Below are 14,918 nucleotides of genomic sequence, written 5' to 3'. Positions count from 1 at the left end.
TATTAGCAAGTATTTGCCTTTAAATTGTGTTGGCGAAATCAGCTCGTTGTTTGGATTGGGTAAGGAAAAGTCGATGATGTTTTGCTCGATTTCGGGATTTTTTAGGTTTTGCATTTCTTGCAACAACAACGGAACCACATTCGAATTCTGAAATTCTAAATCTAAGGAGTCTAACAGCAATTGAACTTGAGCTCCTGTGAATGGAACACCTTCGTCGATTAGTTCCAAAAGCGTATTGCCAACAAAGCTATTGTGCGGCTGTTTTTTCGCTAGTTCAACGAGCTTATCGTAGATTTTTATCGGGTAGTTTTCGTCATTGGCAGCATTCAATTTAAACAAACTAAAATCCGACTGCATTTTTTCGGTTTCGGTTCCTTCTAACGATAAAATAACCGGATATATCTTGGGAACAACGCCAGCGATACATTCGTTTTTGAGCAAAATGTTCAAAGAAATAGCCGTGTTTTCAAGATAAATATCGCGATCTGCCGGCGAATAATCGGTGCCAATTAGTGCACCACTTGTGTATTTCACGCTGCCTTTGAATTCAAATTTATTGTTCACAACCAAGCAACTGTCTTTTTTTCTATCATACATCAAATACATATATCCTTGGTATTTTTCTCCCTGTACCTTTCCTTTGAGTGTAAATCCTTTCTGTTGATTTTGAGCAAAGTACGTTTGATAAAATCCTAATAACAAAATAACTAATAGATGGTTTTTCATAATTGATATGCTTGATCATGTATGTAATCTCAGTTTCATCTCCACTGCTTCAGAGCTGCTTCAATCTTTTTATCGTCGGGATGCGGCGCATTTGCATCAACCAACACACCTTTCTTGTCGAAAAGCATGTAACGAGGAATACTGTTGATGTTGTGGTTTTTAAAAAATAATCCGTACGGAAATTCAGTTGCTAAAAATGAATATTGTGGACTTAACTTTTCGCGCTTCGAGGCTTCAAGCCATTTACCGGAAAACTCATCGATTGAAATGTAAATGAAAATTACATCCGGGAATTTTCTTTGCAGTTCTCTCGACGCGGGCATAGCCGCCCGACACGGTGCACACCAACTCGCCCAAAAATCAACATAAACCAGCTTCCCACGATGCTCAGCTATAATTTTTTTCAATGTAGTTTTTTCGTTGCGGGCACTAACTAAAGCCAAATTTGAAGCCGCGTAACTCGAATTTGCAAAGAGTTTCGGATAGCTACGCTTAAAATACGCTTCTGCTTCTTTGCTTTTCGAATAGCTTATAAACATTTGAAAGTACTTCGCGAACGTTTCTTTTGAACTGAAAACGGCTAGTTGCTTTAAATAGTAAAAAAGCAAGTATTTTCTCGTGTCTGAATGTATGGCAGTATCAGCCCAAACAGAATTGTATAAGCCTTCATAATCAATCATACTTTGATTAGCCAAGCGAATTAGCGCCGGTTTATGAAGCTTCTCAAATGCTGCAATAACTAAACCACAGTTGGCACCAATCGCAAAATTATAGGACTTACGCAGTATTACACTCGCTTTTTCAGTTTCAAGTGTTCGAGTATTCAACAACGGAATAATACCAAGTTGATACTCCAGCGAATCGATTTCTTTTTTTGCATAAAGCGCTTTTAAATAGCTTTCTAGTTTGTTGTTGCGCTTTTTCAACAACAGCGAATCGCTCGCTTTTTCAGCATCATTTTTAAACCGACCGTTTCTACTAAAAAAGCTGAGTTCGTCCTCAGCTGGCTTTTCTGACTCATTAAAATAACTTAACGCTTTCTGTATTCTTCCTGTTTGTTTATCAGTTAAATAGGGAAAATGATTTTTAAACGTGATAAAAACAGTATCTCCAACCGAAATTTTATAGGTATTTACAAACTGTAATCCATATTGTAACGATAGGTAAATAGGCTGGGTAGTTTTTATGGAAATCGTATCTGTTTTTCCCTGTGTGAATTTTAGTTCTTCTTCAATAAAACTACCTTGTTTGCAGTAGGTTATCGGTTTGGGAAGCATGGTGAAAGACGATTTCGAATGTTTTATCGTATCTAAAATCTTAGGTTTAACCAGTATAATCGTGCACGTGTTTTCTCCATCCACATCGAGCCCCTGTTTTTCTTTTTTAGCATCGGAGCAACTCATCAAAGCTATAAAGAGCAGGAAAATAAACAGGTAATTCGCACTGCAATAATTGTTCACGTTTTCGGTTTAGTTGTTTAATACGCTCATAAACCTAACGAATTTCGGACTTTTCTAGTGTACTCAAAAGTTAGTTTTTTTAGCGCTTTCGCGGAAAAAACAATCGTGCCATTGCATCCGTTTTCCAGACAGCAGTAAATTCTATGATTCATCAAAAGGAATCCGTGGGCGGAATAACACTTCGGTATTTTGCAGAAATGAATGTAATTTCTTTTCAACCTGACTTCGATTTAAAAATTGCGGTCATAAGACAGATAAATGCCTAATTACAAAGCGGATTTGTTTTCGTTATAGTATCGTAAAGAAATCTAAGGAAGTAAGCTCTAACGCAACAGTTTTTCATCTGGATTATTATTTGATTTCACAGTTTGCACGTTTTAAGCGTTCTAACATTGCTTTTTCAGCGAACTCAGATTTTTACTAAAACCATCAAATAATTCATCCTTTTCAAGTCCTTGTTAACGAGTTGTTAAGCGCTCAAAATCCCAAGCAAAAGCAGTATAATTGCGCTATGAAATTTAAGTTCTCTAAACTCAATATTATCATTGTTGCCGGCTTTTGTGCCATCATAGGTATTTTGATTGCACAAATTTTATGGACGCGTGAAGCCTTCGATCTCGAAGAAAAAAAGTTCAGCGGAAACGTGCGTTTGGCTTTACTCGAAGTGGTTAAAAGTTTGTACGAAGGTACTAACCACGAGCTTCCGCCGGTAAATCCGGTGCGAAAAATGGCAAACGATTATTTCGTGGTTAATGTTGAAAACGACTTTGAACCACAAGTTTTGGAGTTTTATCTCAAAAAAGAACTACAGAAATTTGGCATTCAAACCAATTTCGAATACGCTTTGTACAACTGCGAAAGCGATAAAATGGTGTACGGCGATTTTGTTCAACTAAGCGATCATGCGCCTGAAACGGCTCACCAAATCGAATTTCCAAAACACAAATCGTTCGTTTACTATTTCGCCATTCGGTTTCCAGAACAAACCAGCTACTTACTCGGCAATTTTAAGGTGTGGATTTTCGCAACTGCCGCATTAGTGCTCATACTGCTCATTTATTTATATTCTGTAATTATGTTGCTGCAGCAGAAACGGTACGGCGAATTACAGCGCGATTTTATCAATAACATGACGCACGAGTTTAAAACGCCGCTATCGTCTATTTTGCTTGCTTCCAATTACTTGGAGAAGAAAACGCAAAATCCGGAGCACCAAAAGCTAAACGCGTACAGTAAGATTATTGTCGACCAAAGTTTACAACTCAACAAACACATCGAAAATTTGCTTACCATGGCCAAATCGGAGCACGGCGGTATGCAAATTTGTGTAGAGCGCATTCGATTTACCGATTTACTCAATGAAGTGGAGGGCAATTTGCGTTTGAAAGTTCCCGATTTGGTAATCAAACGGTTATTTGACGCCGATTTCGAGCTTGTAGCCGATCCGTTTCATTTTAAAAATGTTGTTTTTAATATCATCGATAATTCGATTAAATACTGCAATCAAAGTCCTGAAATTTCGATTGCTGTAGAAGAGAGCGCTTCGGCCATTTTACTCCGCTTTGGCGATAACGGCATAGGGGTACAAACAAAAGCCCTACCACATGTTTTTGACAAGTTTTTCCGCGAAAATACGGGCAAACGCAACGAAGTTCGCGGTTTTGGCTTAGGTTTGCATTATGTGAAGCGCGTGGCAAATTTGCACAAATGGAAGATTACAGCTTTACACAACAAGCCATCCGGTTTAATTATTCAGTTTGAAATGAAGAAGCATGAAAGCTAGAATTTTATACGCAGAAGACGACGCAACTTTGGCATTTCTAACCCAGGAAAATCTCGAGGAAAACGGTTTTGAAGTGCATCATTGTACCGATGGCGAACAGGCGATCGCGGCATTTAAAAGCGAAAACTTCGATTTATGTGTTCTCGATATTATGATGCCAAAATTTGATGGCTTTGAAGTTGCAACGGAAATTCGCAAACAAAATACCGAAGTTCCAATCATTTTTCTCTCGGCAAAAACCTTGAAAGAAGATCGGATTCGCGGTTTGAAACTCGGCGCCGACGATTATCTGGTAAAACCTTTTTCTATTGAAGAACTGTTGTTGAAATTAGAGGTTTTTTTGAAACGCTCTGGAAAGACAACATCGCAAGAAAGTTTTGAGATTTTTGGCGATTTTCGTTTCAATAAAGAAAACTACGAAGTTGTCGGACCAAGCGGAAATACACTGCTCACCGAGCGCGAAGCGGCTTTATTGACTTTATTTTTGAAGAATAAAAATGCCGTTTTGAAAAGAGAAACCATTTTGGTTGAAATTTGGGGTACAAACGATTACTTTTTGGGAAGAAGTTTGGATGTTTTTGTTTCGCGTTTACGCAAAATTTTTCAGAGTGATGAAAAAGTTAAAATTGAAAACTTACACGGAATTGGATTTAAATTTGTCGTTAAATAATTAATTATGAAACAATTAATTTTAATTTGCTGCTTTGTTTTTAGCCTTTCGGCGATGGGCCAAATGCGTCAAGGAATGGGTATGGGACGCGGCAACGGTATGGGAATGGCACCAACGCCACCCAGAGAAACTAAGAAAGTGGATATGCTCGAAGAATCTTTAAAAGAGCTTACCAAAGAAATAAAATTAGACGATTTTCAGGCGGCGATTATTCGCGGTTACTTGGTAGATTTCAAGGCTAAAGTTGATGTCATAGTAGCAACCGATGCGCCCGACGAAGGCAAAATGGAAAAAATTGAAGTAGAACGACTCAAGTTTGAAGAACAGCTAAAACCCATTCTCAATCCAAATCAAGTCGAATTGTTTGAAAAATATAGAAAAAAGAAAAGCAAACGTTAAACAAGCAAAAGTCCGCCGTTTCTAGCTAATTGAAACGGTTTTGTTTTTGTAAACTCGTTGAAATTGAGACCGCTTTCCAAAGCTATTTTTTCAGCATTAGCCACAGTGAATTTCTGACCACCATTCAGAAACTGCGCAGCTAATTTCGTGATCTCAAGCAAGAATTGTAAAAATTCAATTTCAGCCTTTATACGAATCTCTCCTCGTTTAGTAACATAAACTAATTCCGAAACTGTGAATTCACGGCCCTTCTTTTGAATCGTCTTTTCGTTAAGAATGGGTGTGGTTCCAAGAAAAACGATTTGTTTGTGTGCATTTAAGTCTAAATTTCGTTCGTTTTCTAAAATAGAAACAATATAGTTTTTTGGAATTGTTGTTTTAGGGATTTTAAAATCAAACCAATTATGCAGCGGAATATCAAAGCCAACGCCGTGCATGTAATTGTACAACGAGTGTTTTAATCCGCCCGAAAAAATGCTGTGATCAATGCCCGTTTTATCGGTAAATTCTAAATCATTTAAAGCAAATTGGTGTGTGGTTGCTTTAATTTTCACACCGTATGCCTCGGGCTTTTTAGCGATCGGCGCATGCGCAGTTAACGCAAACTGATGCCAAAACCCCGATTGGATCACTCCCGATTCAAACAGCTGACGTGTCATTTCCAAACTATCAACGGTTTCCTGAACGGTTTGTGTCGGATACCCATACATCAAATAAGCATGAACTAAAATACCAGCTTCTGTAAACGAACGTGTTACTTGAGCTACTTGAGCTACCGTAACTCCTTTATCTATGAGTTTTAACAATCGGTCGGAAGCCACTTCTAAACCACCTGAAACCGCAATGCATCCCGACGCAGCGAGTAACTGACAAAGATCGTCGGTAAAATTTTTTTCAAAACGGATATTTGCCCACCAGGTTATTACAAGCTTTCGCCGAAGAACTTCCAAAGCAAAGGCTTTCATTAGCGAAGGTGGAGCGGCTTCGTCAACAAAATGAAAACCAGTTTCGCCGGTTGCTGCAATCAATGTTTCTACACGGTCGCACAAAAGCTTCGCAGTTGCGGGTTCGTAAATGCCAATGTAATCTAACGAGATATCGCAAAACGTACATTTTCCCCAATAGCAGCCGTGCGCCATCGTGAGTTTATTCCACCGACCGTCGCTCCATAATTTGTGCATCGGATTGGCCAAGGTAATAAGCGACATATAATCGTTTAATTTTAAGTCGCTGTAATCGGGCGTTCCGAGTTGGTTTTGTTTAAAATCGGGAATCAGACTGTTGTTGACGTAACGCACTTCGTTGCCTTCGCAGAAAAAACTGCGTTTAAAAGTGTCGAACTTATTCTCCCGAATGTTGTGAATGAGTTGTAAAATCGGTGCTTCGCCGTCGTCGAGTGTGATAAAATCAATGAATTCGAACACACGTGGATCGGAAACCGACCGCAATTCGGTGTTCGCAAATCCGCCACCTAATGCAATTTTAGCGTTCGGAACTCGTTTTTTCGCATGTTGCGCAATTCGAAATGCGCTGTACAAATTTCCTGGAAACGGCACCGTGAGTAGTATCAATTCGGTATTCGCGGCGAGTTCGAGTTTATCGATTTCCGAAAAAAGCAGCGTATCGGTAAAAGTTGGCGTCTGCTGTAAAGCTGTGTATAAATCGTCGAACGAATTTGCGCTTCGTCCTAAACGTTCGGCGTAACGCGTAAATCCAAAATGCTCGTCGACATTCACGCCGATGTAATATTCTAAATCTTCCAAAAAGCGCGTTGCCAGATATTTTGCTTTGTCGGTAATTCCCAAACTGCCAAAACTAAATTCCAAATCGGTATCGTCTTGGGTTCGCTGAGCATCCGGCAAAATTCCGTTAACAATTTGGTTGGCAAAAGTTTGATTCTTTCCCTGTAAAAAACGCACCACCGGATCCACGTACTGGATGTATTGTTCTTTCAGTTGTAAGATCCGTTCGGAAACGACATCTCGGGCAACTGCTTTTCCATTCACGTAAGTGGAAGAAAAAATAGTTTCTAAACCCGCTTTCGACAAAATACGAGTAGCAACTTGTAGTCCTAAATCGGCTTGAAATGCTTCAATACCTTGTGTATTTAAAAAGCCTTTAATGTAGGCCGTAGCCGGATAAGGCGTATTGAGTTGGGTAAACGGCGGTATGAAAAGTACGACAGACAAGCGTTGCGGATTTGCGTGCAAAGTTATGTAATTACGATGCTACATCAAGCCGTTCAATTTGCGTAACTTTGCCTGATATGCCAACATTCGAAAAGCGCGTTATTCCGTATACAGAGACTGGTTTGTTCAGCAAACTTATCGTCGATTATTTGCAAGAAGCAGCTGCGGTTCGGGATTTTTATCATCGTCCGGATCGGCTTGAATCTTATGCAGATCAAATTCGAGAAAAGTCGGAAAACTATTCAGATTACCACAGGAAAACCTTAGTTGCTGCGTTAGAAGTTCAATATCAAGGTTTTGAGCTCACGGAGGCGGTTCGAACAAATTTAACTGCACTGCGAGAATCGCATACGTTTACGGTTACAACAGGACATCAACTGAGCTTGTTCACTGGGCCGCTATATTTCGTTTATAAAATTGTTTCGGCAATAAATACAGCAAAAGCTTTGCAAGTTCAATATCCCGATTATCAATTTGTTCCGGTGTATTGGATGGCCACCGAAGATCACGATTTTGAAGAAATATCGAGCTTAGTAACCAATAAAGGCAAGCTCAAATGGCAAAAGGAAGCGCAAGGAGCTGTTGGCCGATTAGATACTGCTGGTCTTGAACAAATAGCTAAACTTCTAGAATCGGAATTCAATACGGGTAAGAATGCGCAAGAAATTGCACATTTATTCAAAAAAGTATATTTACAAGAAACCAGTTTAGCCGCTGCAACGCGCTTGCTGGTAAACACGCTTTTTGGTGATACCGGTCTGATTATTGTTGATGGCGACGATCGGGCGCTCAAACAACTTTTTGTTCCTAATGTAGAACGCGAGTTGTTCGAACAATTTTCTTTTAAAGCAGTTAGCCAAACCAACGAAAAGCTAAAATCGTATTCGGTTCAAGTAAATCCGCGAGAAATCAATTTGTTTTATCTAACGTCTGGTTTGCGAAACCGAATCGTTAAAGAAGAACAGCGCTTTCGCGTAGTAGACACTGATATTGTTTTTACTGAAACCGAATTGCGAAATGAATTGCAAGAGTTTCCGGAGCGATTTAGTCCGAATGTTATATTACGTCCGCTTTACGAGGAAGTAATTCTTCCCAACTTGGTTTATATCGGTGGAGCAGGGGAGTTGGCGTATTGGTTGCAGTTGAAATCCATGTTCGAAGCTGTTGGCGTTACTTTTCCCATCCTAAAACTTAGAAACGCTGCCGTTGTATTACAGCGAAAACAGTTTCAAAAAATCGAACGCTTGCAGTTAGAAATAAACGATTTACTTCGGTCGGTTACCGATTTAAGTAATCGCGTAGCAATACAGTCGGCAGATTTTCCATTGAGTTTAGATCGCGAACGAGCTGTTATTGAAAGTACGTTTGCACATTTAGAGGGCTTGATTGCTCGGACCGATAAGTCGTTTGCTGGCGCGGTTGCGGCCCAGAAGAAAAAGCAGCTTAACGGTTTAGATAAATTAGAGAAGCGTTTATTGCTTGCGCAGAAGCGAAAAAGTGCCGATGAAATTGTGCGAGCTTTAGCATTGCGGCAGTTTGTTTTTCCATTTAATCAGTTTCAGGAACGCATTTTGAATTTTTCGGTTTTTTATGCGGAATTCGGCGCCGCATTTATCGATACCTTACTTCAAGAATTTGAACCTTTTAAGTCTGAATTAGCGGTCTTCATTGCCGACACGTAAAACTATTTCAAAAAGTTATCAGCACGAAAACGTTTTCGCTTTTGTATTAGCGATTTCCGTGTAATTTCTTAATGTTAAATATTTGTACTTTTAGCGTCAAAATCACTTTAAAAGTACAGATATGAAAAAAATCTACGTTTTTATCGCAATGTTGTTTACTGCGCTAACTTTTGGGCAGGTTACATCGGTTGCAATTGTGGGGGAAGCAGCCGGAGGTTGGCCGAACGAACCAGGAAATCCGGGTCCGACAGACGTGCACCAAATGGTTTCTACGGATGGTGTGAATTGGACGTACGAGAATTTAGTTCTTACCACAGCTAATTCGCCTACGGGAGTTGAAGGTGGTATTAAGTTCCGAGCTAATAATGCTTGGACAATTACCTGGGGTGTCCTTGAATTTCCGGCGGGCACTGCCGTAAACAACGGGCAGAATATTCAAACGGTTGGTGGTGTTTACAATGTTACCTTCAATTCGAATACAGGAGCTTACACCTTTGTACCGACAGCGAATTTTCCTTCTGTAGGCATCTTGGGAACTGCTTTGGGAGGATTTGATGTAGCTGATACCGATCTTGCCACTACAGACGGAATCAATTATTACCTAACGTATACGCAATTCTCTGCAGGTCAGGTTAAATTTAGACTAGACAATGCTTTGGATACCAACTACGGTGGAACTACTTTCCCGAACGGTACTGCAACTATTAACGGTGCAAACATCAACGTACCAGCAGGTCTTTACAAAGTGTATTTCAACCTACAAACCGGCGAATACTCCTTTACTCTACCAAGTATTGGTATGATTGGTACTGCTACAGGCGCTACGAACGGATTTGATGGACCGGACATTAACTTAACTACCACAGATGGTATTAATTACACGCTCTACAATTATCCATTTGTAGATGGTCTATTGAAATTCCGTCAAGACGATTCTTGGTCTTTAAATTGGGGTGCAGACGCATTCCCTACCGGAGTTGGAACACAAAATGGTCCAAATATCCCTGTTTCAGAAAGCGATTACACTGTCAACTTCAATAGAATCACCGGTGCATATAGTTTCGAAACACCGATTCCTGCCTTAAATGTAGGTATCATAGGAACTGCAGTTTCAGCTTCTGGTTTTGATGGTGATGATGTGAATATGACCACTACAGATGGAATCACTTACGTACTCGAAAACTACACATTTACAAACGGTGAAGCCAAGTTTCGTTTAGACGATGCTTGGGTAACTTCATACGGAGGACCAAACTTCCCTAATGGTTTTGCACAGAATCCGGGAGTAAATATTCCTGTAACTGCAGGTGTTTATACTGTTAAATTCTACTCGACTAATTTACAATACGAGTTTATCGGAACCCCAACACACCCAACAGTTGGTATTCTTGGAACAGCAGTAAACGCAAACGGATTTGCAGGTCCAGACGTTAATCTAGTTACAACCGATGGTGAAACATACACACTTTCTAATTATACATTCACAAACGGATTAGCTAAATTCAGATTAAACGATGCTTGGGATACAAACTGGGGTAGTACACTGTTCCCAGAAGGTATCGGTAACCAAGGGGGCGATAATATTCCTGTGATTGCAGGAACGTACAATGTTACGTTTACACGTTCAACTGGAGCATATCAATTTGCAGCTGTGGGCGAGTTCCCATCAATCGGACTAATCGGATCAGCGTTAGACGGAACACTAACTTCCGACACTGATTTAAATTTAACCACTACAAACGGAATTATTTACACACTTCCAGAAACTACTTTCCTTGCGGGAACAGTTAAGTTTAGACAAAACGATGCTTGGACAGTAAACTGGGGTGCTACTGGTTTTCCAAACGGAGTAGGTGTTCAAGACGGTGGCGATATTCCTGTACCAGCAGGAACATATTCAGTAACATTTAATCGCCTTACAGGTGCGTACGACTTTGCTGGCGCCGGTTTCCCACTAATCGAATTGTTGGGAGATGGCTTTATCAATTGGAATACACCAGTAGCTATGGCCACTACAAACGGAGTAAATTACACATTGAATGCACGTAATTTCGTTGGAGGTCCTGTTAAATTCCGCGAAGGTGGAAACTGGAATGGCAACAATTGGGGAAGCGCTGATTTCCCAACAGGAACTGGTGTACAAGGTGGACCAGATATTCCTGTTGTAGCGAATCGTTATAACGTAGATTTCAATAGATCAACTGGCGCGTACGATTTCAAATTTGTGGAAATCGGTATCGTCGGACCAGCAGTTGCTGGTTGGGACGGGCCTGATGGATTTTTAGCAACAACCGACGGCATCAATTACCAGGCTTCTGGTGCAGACCTTACTGCAGGTCAGCTTAAATTCAGAGAAAATGCTAACTGGGCTGTAAACTGGGGAAGCGCCGATTTCCCAAGTGGTATCGGAACACAAGATGGTCCTGAAATCAATATTCCTGAAACGGGTTCTTATACCATTACGTTTAACCGAATTACAGGCGCATACACTTTCGAACTTGAAAACGTTACTCCTCAAATAAGTGTTCAAATTGCAGGTGCAGGTTTACTTGAACAAGAAAGTTCAATAATGATGACTACAACAGACAATGTTAGCTTCTCTTCTAAAGCGATTGCGTTTGTTGGTGGTCCGGTTCGTTTTGTGGTAAACAATGGTCCTGGTTCTGGAGATTTCAGTTCTGATACGTTCCCTTCTGGTATCGCCGTATTAAACGGTCCAAATATTCCTACTACAGAAAACGTGTTCAACGTTAACTACAACTTAAGTACGAAGGCATACAGCTTTGATTTTGTTGAAATTAGTTTAATTGGAAGTGCGGTTTCTGAAACGTCTGGAAATGATCTTTTATTCATATCCACCGATGGTATCAACTACACGCGAGAAGCAGTAGTACTTGTTAACGGTTCGCTTTATTTCCGCCAAAACCAAACAGATGAAACTAAATGGGGTAACGGTACTTTCCCACAAGGAACTGCGAATCTCGCCGGAAGCGAATTTCCAGTTGAAGAAGGAACCTATAACGTAAGCTTTAACAGACTTACAGGTGCATTCAACTTCGAAATTCCTGCATCTGTCGGTGAATTCAATAAAGCAAACATCAAAACGTATCCAAATCCATCAAATAATAGCTGGACAATCGATGCAGCTTCTACACAAATTAAATCAGTAAGCGTTTTCGATATCACTGGAAAATTAGTTTACGAAGCTCAAGTAAACGATGTACAAGCAAAAGTAAATGCCAGTAACTTGCCGATTGGAATGTATTTTGCCAAGATTTCAACCGAAATCGGAAGCTATACCGCAAAATTAGTACGCAACTAGAATTTGAATTAGATACGAAAAGAGCCTCGTTGATTTAGTTTCAACGGGGCTTTTTTTATTGCCGAAAAGTAAAATGTATGTTGTACTTTTGCCGAAAATTTAAAAACATGGCAACGAATCGTACTTTTACGATGATTAAACCTGACGCAGTTGAAGCAGGTAATATCGGAAACATCTTGAAAATGATTACCGACGGCGGTTTTAAAATCGTCGCAATGAAATTAACGCACTTGTCGGAAACCGATGCGAAAAAATTCTACGCTGTGCACGCTGCACGTCCGTTTTACGGAGAATTAGTAGAATTCATGTCGCGCGGACCAATCGTAGCAGCAATTCTTGAAAAAGAAAATGCAGTAGAAGATTTCCGTGCACTGATCGGCGCTACCAATCCAGCAGAAGCCGCTGAAGGTACCATCCGTAAAGCATATGCAAAATCAATCGGTGAGAATGCCGTTCACGGTTCTGATAGCGACGAAAATGCAGCCATCGAAGCAGCATTTCACTTCGCAGGTCGTGAAATATTCTAATTTAGTAGAAGTTTAGATATAAGAAAGTCGGCTTTAGGGTCGACTTTTTTTATGGCAGCTGCCTCCCAGAATTGCTGCTTCATCGAAAATCGCCGTGGTCGGCACCGGGCTGTACGCTGCCCCCGATAGCTATCTGGGTGCCACTCGGCAACTGCCGCTCGTGGCAGGATTTTCACTGCCATCCCTGCTGCAAGAAAACCGTTACCTAACGAAGTACCACTTCTTTAACAACATCCCGACGTAAGTGCTCGTTAAGCATCTTTACAATTTTATCCTTTCCGAATTGCAACTCCTGACGCAACACCGACGATGATAATTGCACATACAACGTACCTTCATTAAAATCGACGGAGAGTGTGTAACTTTTTACGCCCGATCCCATCACGTCGAACCACGCGGCTGGTACCTCGGTTTTGTCGAGTCCGCGTTGCCATTTATTTCGTGCAATGAGTTCTTGCAATACGGCTGCAATCGAATTTTCGTTGGATTTCATCTTACTTGATACTAAAAGGTTGCGGACGCTTGTAGAAATAGATCGCTCCAGCCGCTCCTTCGATTTCTAAGGAAGAGCTGTCTATAGCAATGATTTTTTCCGACCATTTTCCGTATCGGGTTTCGTAGCGCAATAACCAAATTCCTGCGCTGTCGGTAACTGTAAAACGTTCCTGAACGTCGTTAACTAAGTAGCGCCCATCGATTTGGGGATACACTTTTTTTCGAATGCCGTTGCGCGATTTTACCTGTATGAAATCAATGGACTCGTTTACTTTATACTCTTTCTTATCGCCGTCGGGTAATTCTACTTTTTCGATTTCCCAATAACCGTTTAAGTAAGCCAAATCCGATTCCGGAATGCTATCTTTACAACTCACTACCCCAAGGCAAACAAATAAAAATGCCGATTTAATTAAAAGCTTCATAGCTGTAAAATTATCTAATTATTGCCGTACTTTAAACCTTTGCTAAAGGAAATAGTCATACGATTATAAATGTTTTTCTTATGAAACTTTCAATACTACCACTTGTCTTTGTTTTGGCATTATTTGCTTGCAGTTGCCGATGGCAACAACGATTCGGATAATAATCCGCAGCCCGACACGCTGTATTACCCAACTACCGACGCAACGTGGGAGACAGTTACGGCCGAATCTTTGGGCTGGAATACAGCAGCATTTTCGGATTTGTACGCCTTTTTGGAACTCAAAAACACCAAAAGTTTCATGATTTTGTACGACGGAAGGATTGTTAGTGAGCAGTATTTTAACGGACATTCGGCACAGTCGCTTTGGTATTGGGCCAGCGCAGGAAAAACGCTTACAACGGCTTGTACCGGAATTGCCGCCGAGCAAGGATTACTCGATGTAAACGCAGCAGTTTCGACCTATTTAGGCGCAGGCTGGACGTCTTTACCCGCAAACAAAGAGCAATTGATTAAAGTTTCGAATTTACTAACCATGACCAGCGGTCTCGATGATTCGTTGGGAAATAGTGTAGCACCAGAAAATTTACAATACGTAGCCGATGCGGGCACGCGTTGGGCGTATCACAATGTTTATGTGAAATTGCAAGACGTTGTTTCGGAGGTTGCAAACAAAACCTGGGCTACATATTTTAACGAGAACCTTCGCGACAAAATTGGCATGAACGGATTTTGGTTTAGCTCGGGTGAAGACTTGAGTGTGTACAGCAGCAATACAAAAAGTATGGCACGTTTTGGTTTGTTGATGAGTAGAAAAGGAAAGTGGTTTGATCAGCAAATTGTACCCGAAGCGTTTTGTGATGCTGCTACCCAAACCTCGCAAAATTTGAATCGGGCGTATGGTTATATGTGGTGGATTAACGGAGAAAGCACGTACCGCTTGCCTCAATTACAGTTTCAATTTAACGGAAGTTTGATTCCAAGTGCTCCGGCAGATATGTATTGTGCGCTGGGTAAAAACGATCAAAAAATTTATATCGTTCCTTCTCGAAAGCTCGTTATTATACGCATGGGCGATTCGGCCGATGGTACTAACTTTGCCTTATCCGATTTTGACGATGCGCTGTGGCAAAAAATAAATGCGGTTATTCAATGAACTGCCTGAGTTTTTAAATCTATTAGTACTTTTCAGTCCTATTGTCGCAATCAATTTAGTGTTTAAGCAGTTCCAGCTTTTTATC

The 14,918-nt window shown here is 40.6% G+C and carries 13 protein-coding genes; 8 read left to right on the top strand and 5 right to left on the bottom strand.

What is annotated here, in order from left to right:
* Together CHX27_RS14705 and CHX27_RS14700 are read right to left on the bottom strand one after the other, a co-directional pair.
* Window positions 1-726, bottom strand: a 726-nt coding sequence (locus CHX27_RS14705) for a DUF4369 domain-containing protein (RefSeq protein ID WP_133063491.1), incomplete at its 3' end; no start/stop codon positions are given.
* A gap of 35 nt (window positions 727-761) precedes the next feature.
* Window positions 762-2,186 (bottom strand): TlpA family protein disulfide reductase, encoded by a 1,425-nt coding sequence (locus CHX27_RS14700; protein ID WP_133063490.1) that lies wholly within the window; start codon window positions 2,184-2,186, stop codon window positions 762-764.
* Window positions 2,187-2,329: 143 nt separating this feature from the next.
* Between CHX27_RS14700 and CHX27_RS15895 the strand changes: the two genes are divergently transcribed.
* The 4 genes from CHX27_RS15895 (at window position 2,330) to CHX27_RS14685 (ending at window position 5,038) form a co-directional block, all read left to right on the top strand.
* Window positions 2,330-2,452, top strand: coding sequence for a hypothetical protein (locus CHX27_RS15895; RefSeq protein WP_262494600.1), 123 nt, complete (start codon window positions 2,330-2,332; stop codon window positions 2,450-2,452).
* A 245-nt stretch (window positions 2,453-2,697) separates the two neighbouring features.
* Window positions 2,698-3,969 carry a sensor histidine kinase gene (locus CHX27_RS14695; RefSeq protein WP_094487516.1) on the top strand — a complete coding sequence of 424 codons (1,272 nt, stop codon included), beginning with the start codon at window positions 2,698-2,700 and terminating at the stop codon, window positions 3,967-3,969.
* Window positions 3,959-4,639, top strand: a complete 681-nt coding sequence (locus CHX27_RS14690; protein ID WP_094487513.1) for a response regulator transcription factor — start codon at window positions 3,959-3,961, stop codon at window positions 4,637-4,639. The genes CHX27_RS14695 and CHX27_RS14690 overlap by 11 nt, the downstream gene beginning before the upstream one ends.
* Window positions 4,640-4,645: 6 nt before the next feature.
* The gene (locus CHX27_RS14685; RefSeq protein ID WP_094487512.1) at window positions 4,646-5,038 is read left to right on the top strand and encodes a ubiquitin-activating E1 family protein; all 393 of its coding nucleotides are present in this window, start codon (window positions 4,646-4,648) and stop codon (window positions 5,036-5,038) included.
* Here CHX27_RS14685 and CHX27_RS14680 read toward each other — a convergent pair.
* The gene (locus tag CHX27_RS14680) at window positions 5,035-7,227 is read right to left on the bottom strand and encodes a B12-binding domain-containing radical SAM protein (RefSeq protein ID WP_094487511.1); all 2,193 of its coding nucleotides are present in this window, start codon (window positions 7,225-7,227) and stop codon (window positions 5,035-5,037) included. The two genes, CHX27_RS14685 and CHX27_RS14680, sit on opposite strands and share 4 nt — an antisense overlap.
* A gap of 77 nt (window positions 7,228-7,304) precedes the next feature.
* On the opposite strand from CHX27_RS14680, the gene bshC reads away from it, so the two are divergent.
* The 3 genes from bshC (at window position 7,305) to CHX27_RS14665 (ending at window position 12,758) form a co-directional block, all read left to right on the top strand.
* A complete protein-coding gene (gene bshC, locus CHX27_RS14675; RefSeq protein ID WP_094487510.1) occupies window positions 7,305-8,909 on the top strand; it encodes a bacillithiol biosynthesis cysteine-adding enzyme BshC in 1,605 nt (534 codons plus the stop codon).
* 121 nt (window positions 8,910-9,030) lie between these two features.
* The gene (locus tag CHX27_RS14670; protein WP_094487509.1) at window positions 9,031-12,231 is read left to right on the top strand and encodes a T9SS type A sorting domain-containing protein; all 3,201 of its coding nucleotides are present in this window, start codon (window positions 9,031-9,033) and stop codon (window positions 12,229-12,231) included.
* 107 nt (window positions 12,232-12,338) lie between these two features.
* Window positions 12,339-12,758 (top strand): nucleoside-diphosphate kinase, encoded by a 420-nt coding sequence (locus tag CHX27_RS14665; RefSeq protein ID WP_094487508.1) that lies wholly within the window; start codon window positions 12,339-12,341, stop codon window positions 12,756-12,758.
* Between the two features lie 205 nt (window positions 12,759-12,963).
* On the opposite strand, the gene CHX27_RS14655 is transcribed toward CHX27_RS14665, so the two are convergent.
* Together CHX27_RS14655 and CHX27_RS14650 are read right to left on the bottom strand one after the other, a co-directional pair.
* The gene (locus CHX27_RS14655; RefSeq protein WP_094487506.1) at window positions 12,964-13,251 is read right to left on the bottom strand and encodes a DUF721 domain-containing protein; all 288 of its coding nucleotides are present in this window, start codon (window positions 13,249-13,251) and stop codon (window positions 12,964-12,966) included.
* Window position 13,252: 1 nt separating this feature from the next.
* Window positions 13,253-13,678: a hypothetical protein gene (locus tag CHX27_RS14650; protein ID WP_094487505.1), complete on the bottom strand. Its 426-nt coding sequence runs from the start codon at window positions 13,676-13,678 to the stop codon at window positions 13,253-13,255.
* A 102-nt stretch (window positions 13,679-13,780) separates the two neighbouring features.
* Between CHX27_RS14650 and CHX27_RS14645 the strand changes: the two genes are divergently transcribed.
* On the top strand, window positions 13,781-14,833 hold the full coding sequence (locus CHX27_RS14645; protein WP_094487504.1) for a serine hydrolase domain-containing protein: 1,053 nt from the start codon (window positions 13,781-13,783) through the stop codon (window positions 14,831-14,833).
* Window positions 14,834-14,918: the final 85 nt, after the last annotated feature.

The organism is Flavobacterium aurantiibacter (assembly GCF_002251775.1).
GTDB lineage: Bacteria > Bacteroidota > Bacteroidia > Flavobacteriales > Flavobacteriaceae > Flavobacterium > Flavobacterium aurantiibacter.
This window is presented reverse-complemented; position numbering and strand designations above follow the sequence as displayed.

Excerpts from the sequence above, each read along its gene's own strand:
- CHX27_RS15895 (WP_262494600.1), top strand. The coding sequence starts at position 2,330 with ATGATTCATCAAAAGGAATCCGTGGGCGGAATAACACTTCGGTATTTT.
- CHX27_RS14695 (WP_094487516.1), top strand. The coding sequence starts at position 2,698 with ATGAAATTTAAGTTCTCTAAACTCAATATTATCATTGTTGCCGGCTTT.
- CHX27_RS14690 (WP_094487513.1), top strand. The coding sequence starts at position 3,959 with ATGAAAGCTAGAATTTTATACGCAGAAGACGACGCAACTTTGGCATTT.
- CHX27_RS14685 (WP_094487512.1), top strand. The coding sequence starts at position 4,646 with ATGAAACAATTAATTTTAATTTGCTGCTTTGTTTTTAGCCTTTCGGCG.
- bshC (WP_094487510.1), top strand. The coding sequence starts at position 7,305 with ATGCCAACATTCGAAAAGCGCGTTATTCCGTATACAGAGACTGGTTTG.
- CHX27_RS14670 (WP_094487509.1), top strand. The coding sequence starts at position 9,031 with ATGAAAAAAATCTACGTTTTTATCGCAATGTTGTTTACTGCGCTAACT.
- CHX27_RS14665 (WP_094487508.1), top strand. The coding sequence starts at position 12,339 with ATGGCAACGAATCGTACTTTTACGATGATTAAACCTGACGCAGTTGAA.
- CHX27_RS14655 (WP_094487506.1), bottom strand. The coding sequence starts at position 13,251 with ATGAAATCCAACGAAAATTCGATTGCAGCCGTATTGCAAGAACTCATT.
- CHX27_RS14650 (WP_094487505.1), bottom strand. The coding sequence starts at position 13,678 with ATGAAGCTTTTAATTAAATCGGCATTTTTATTTGTTTGCCTTGGGGTA.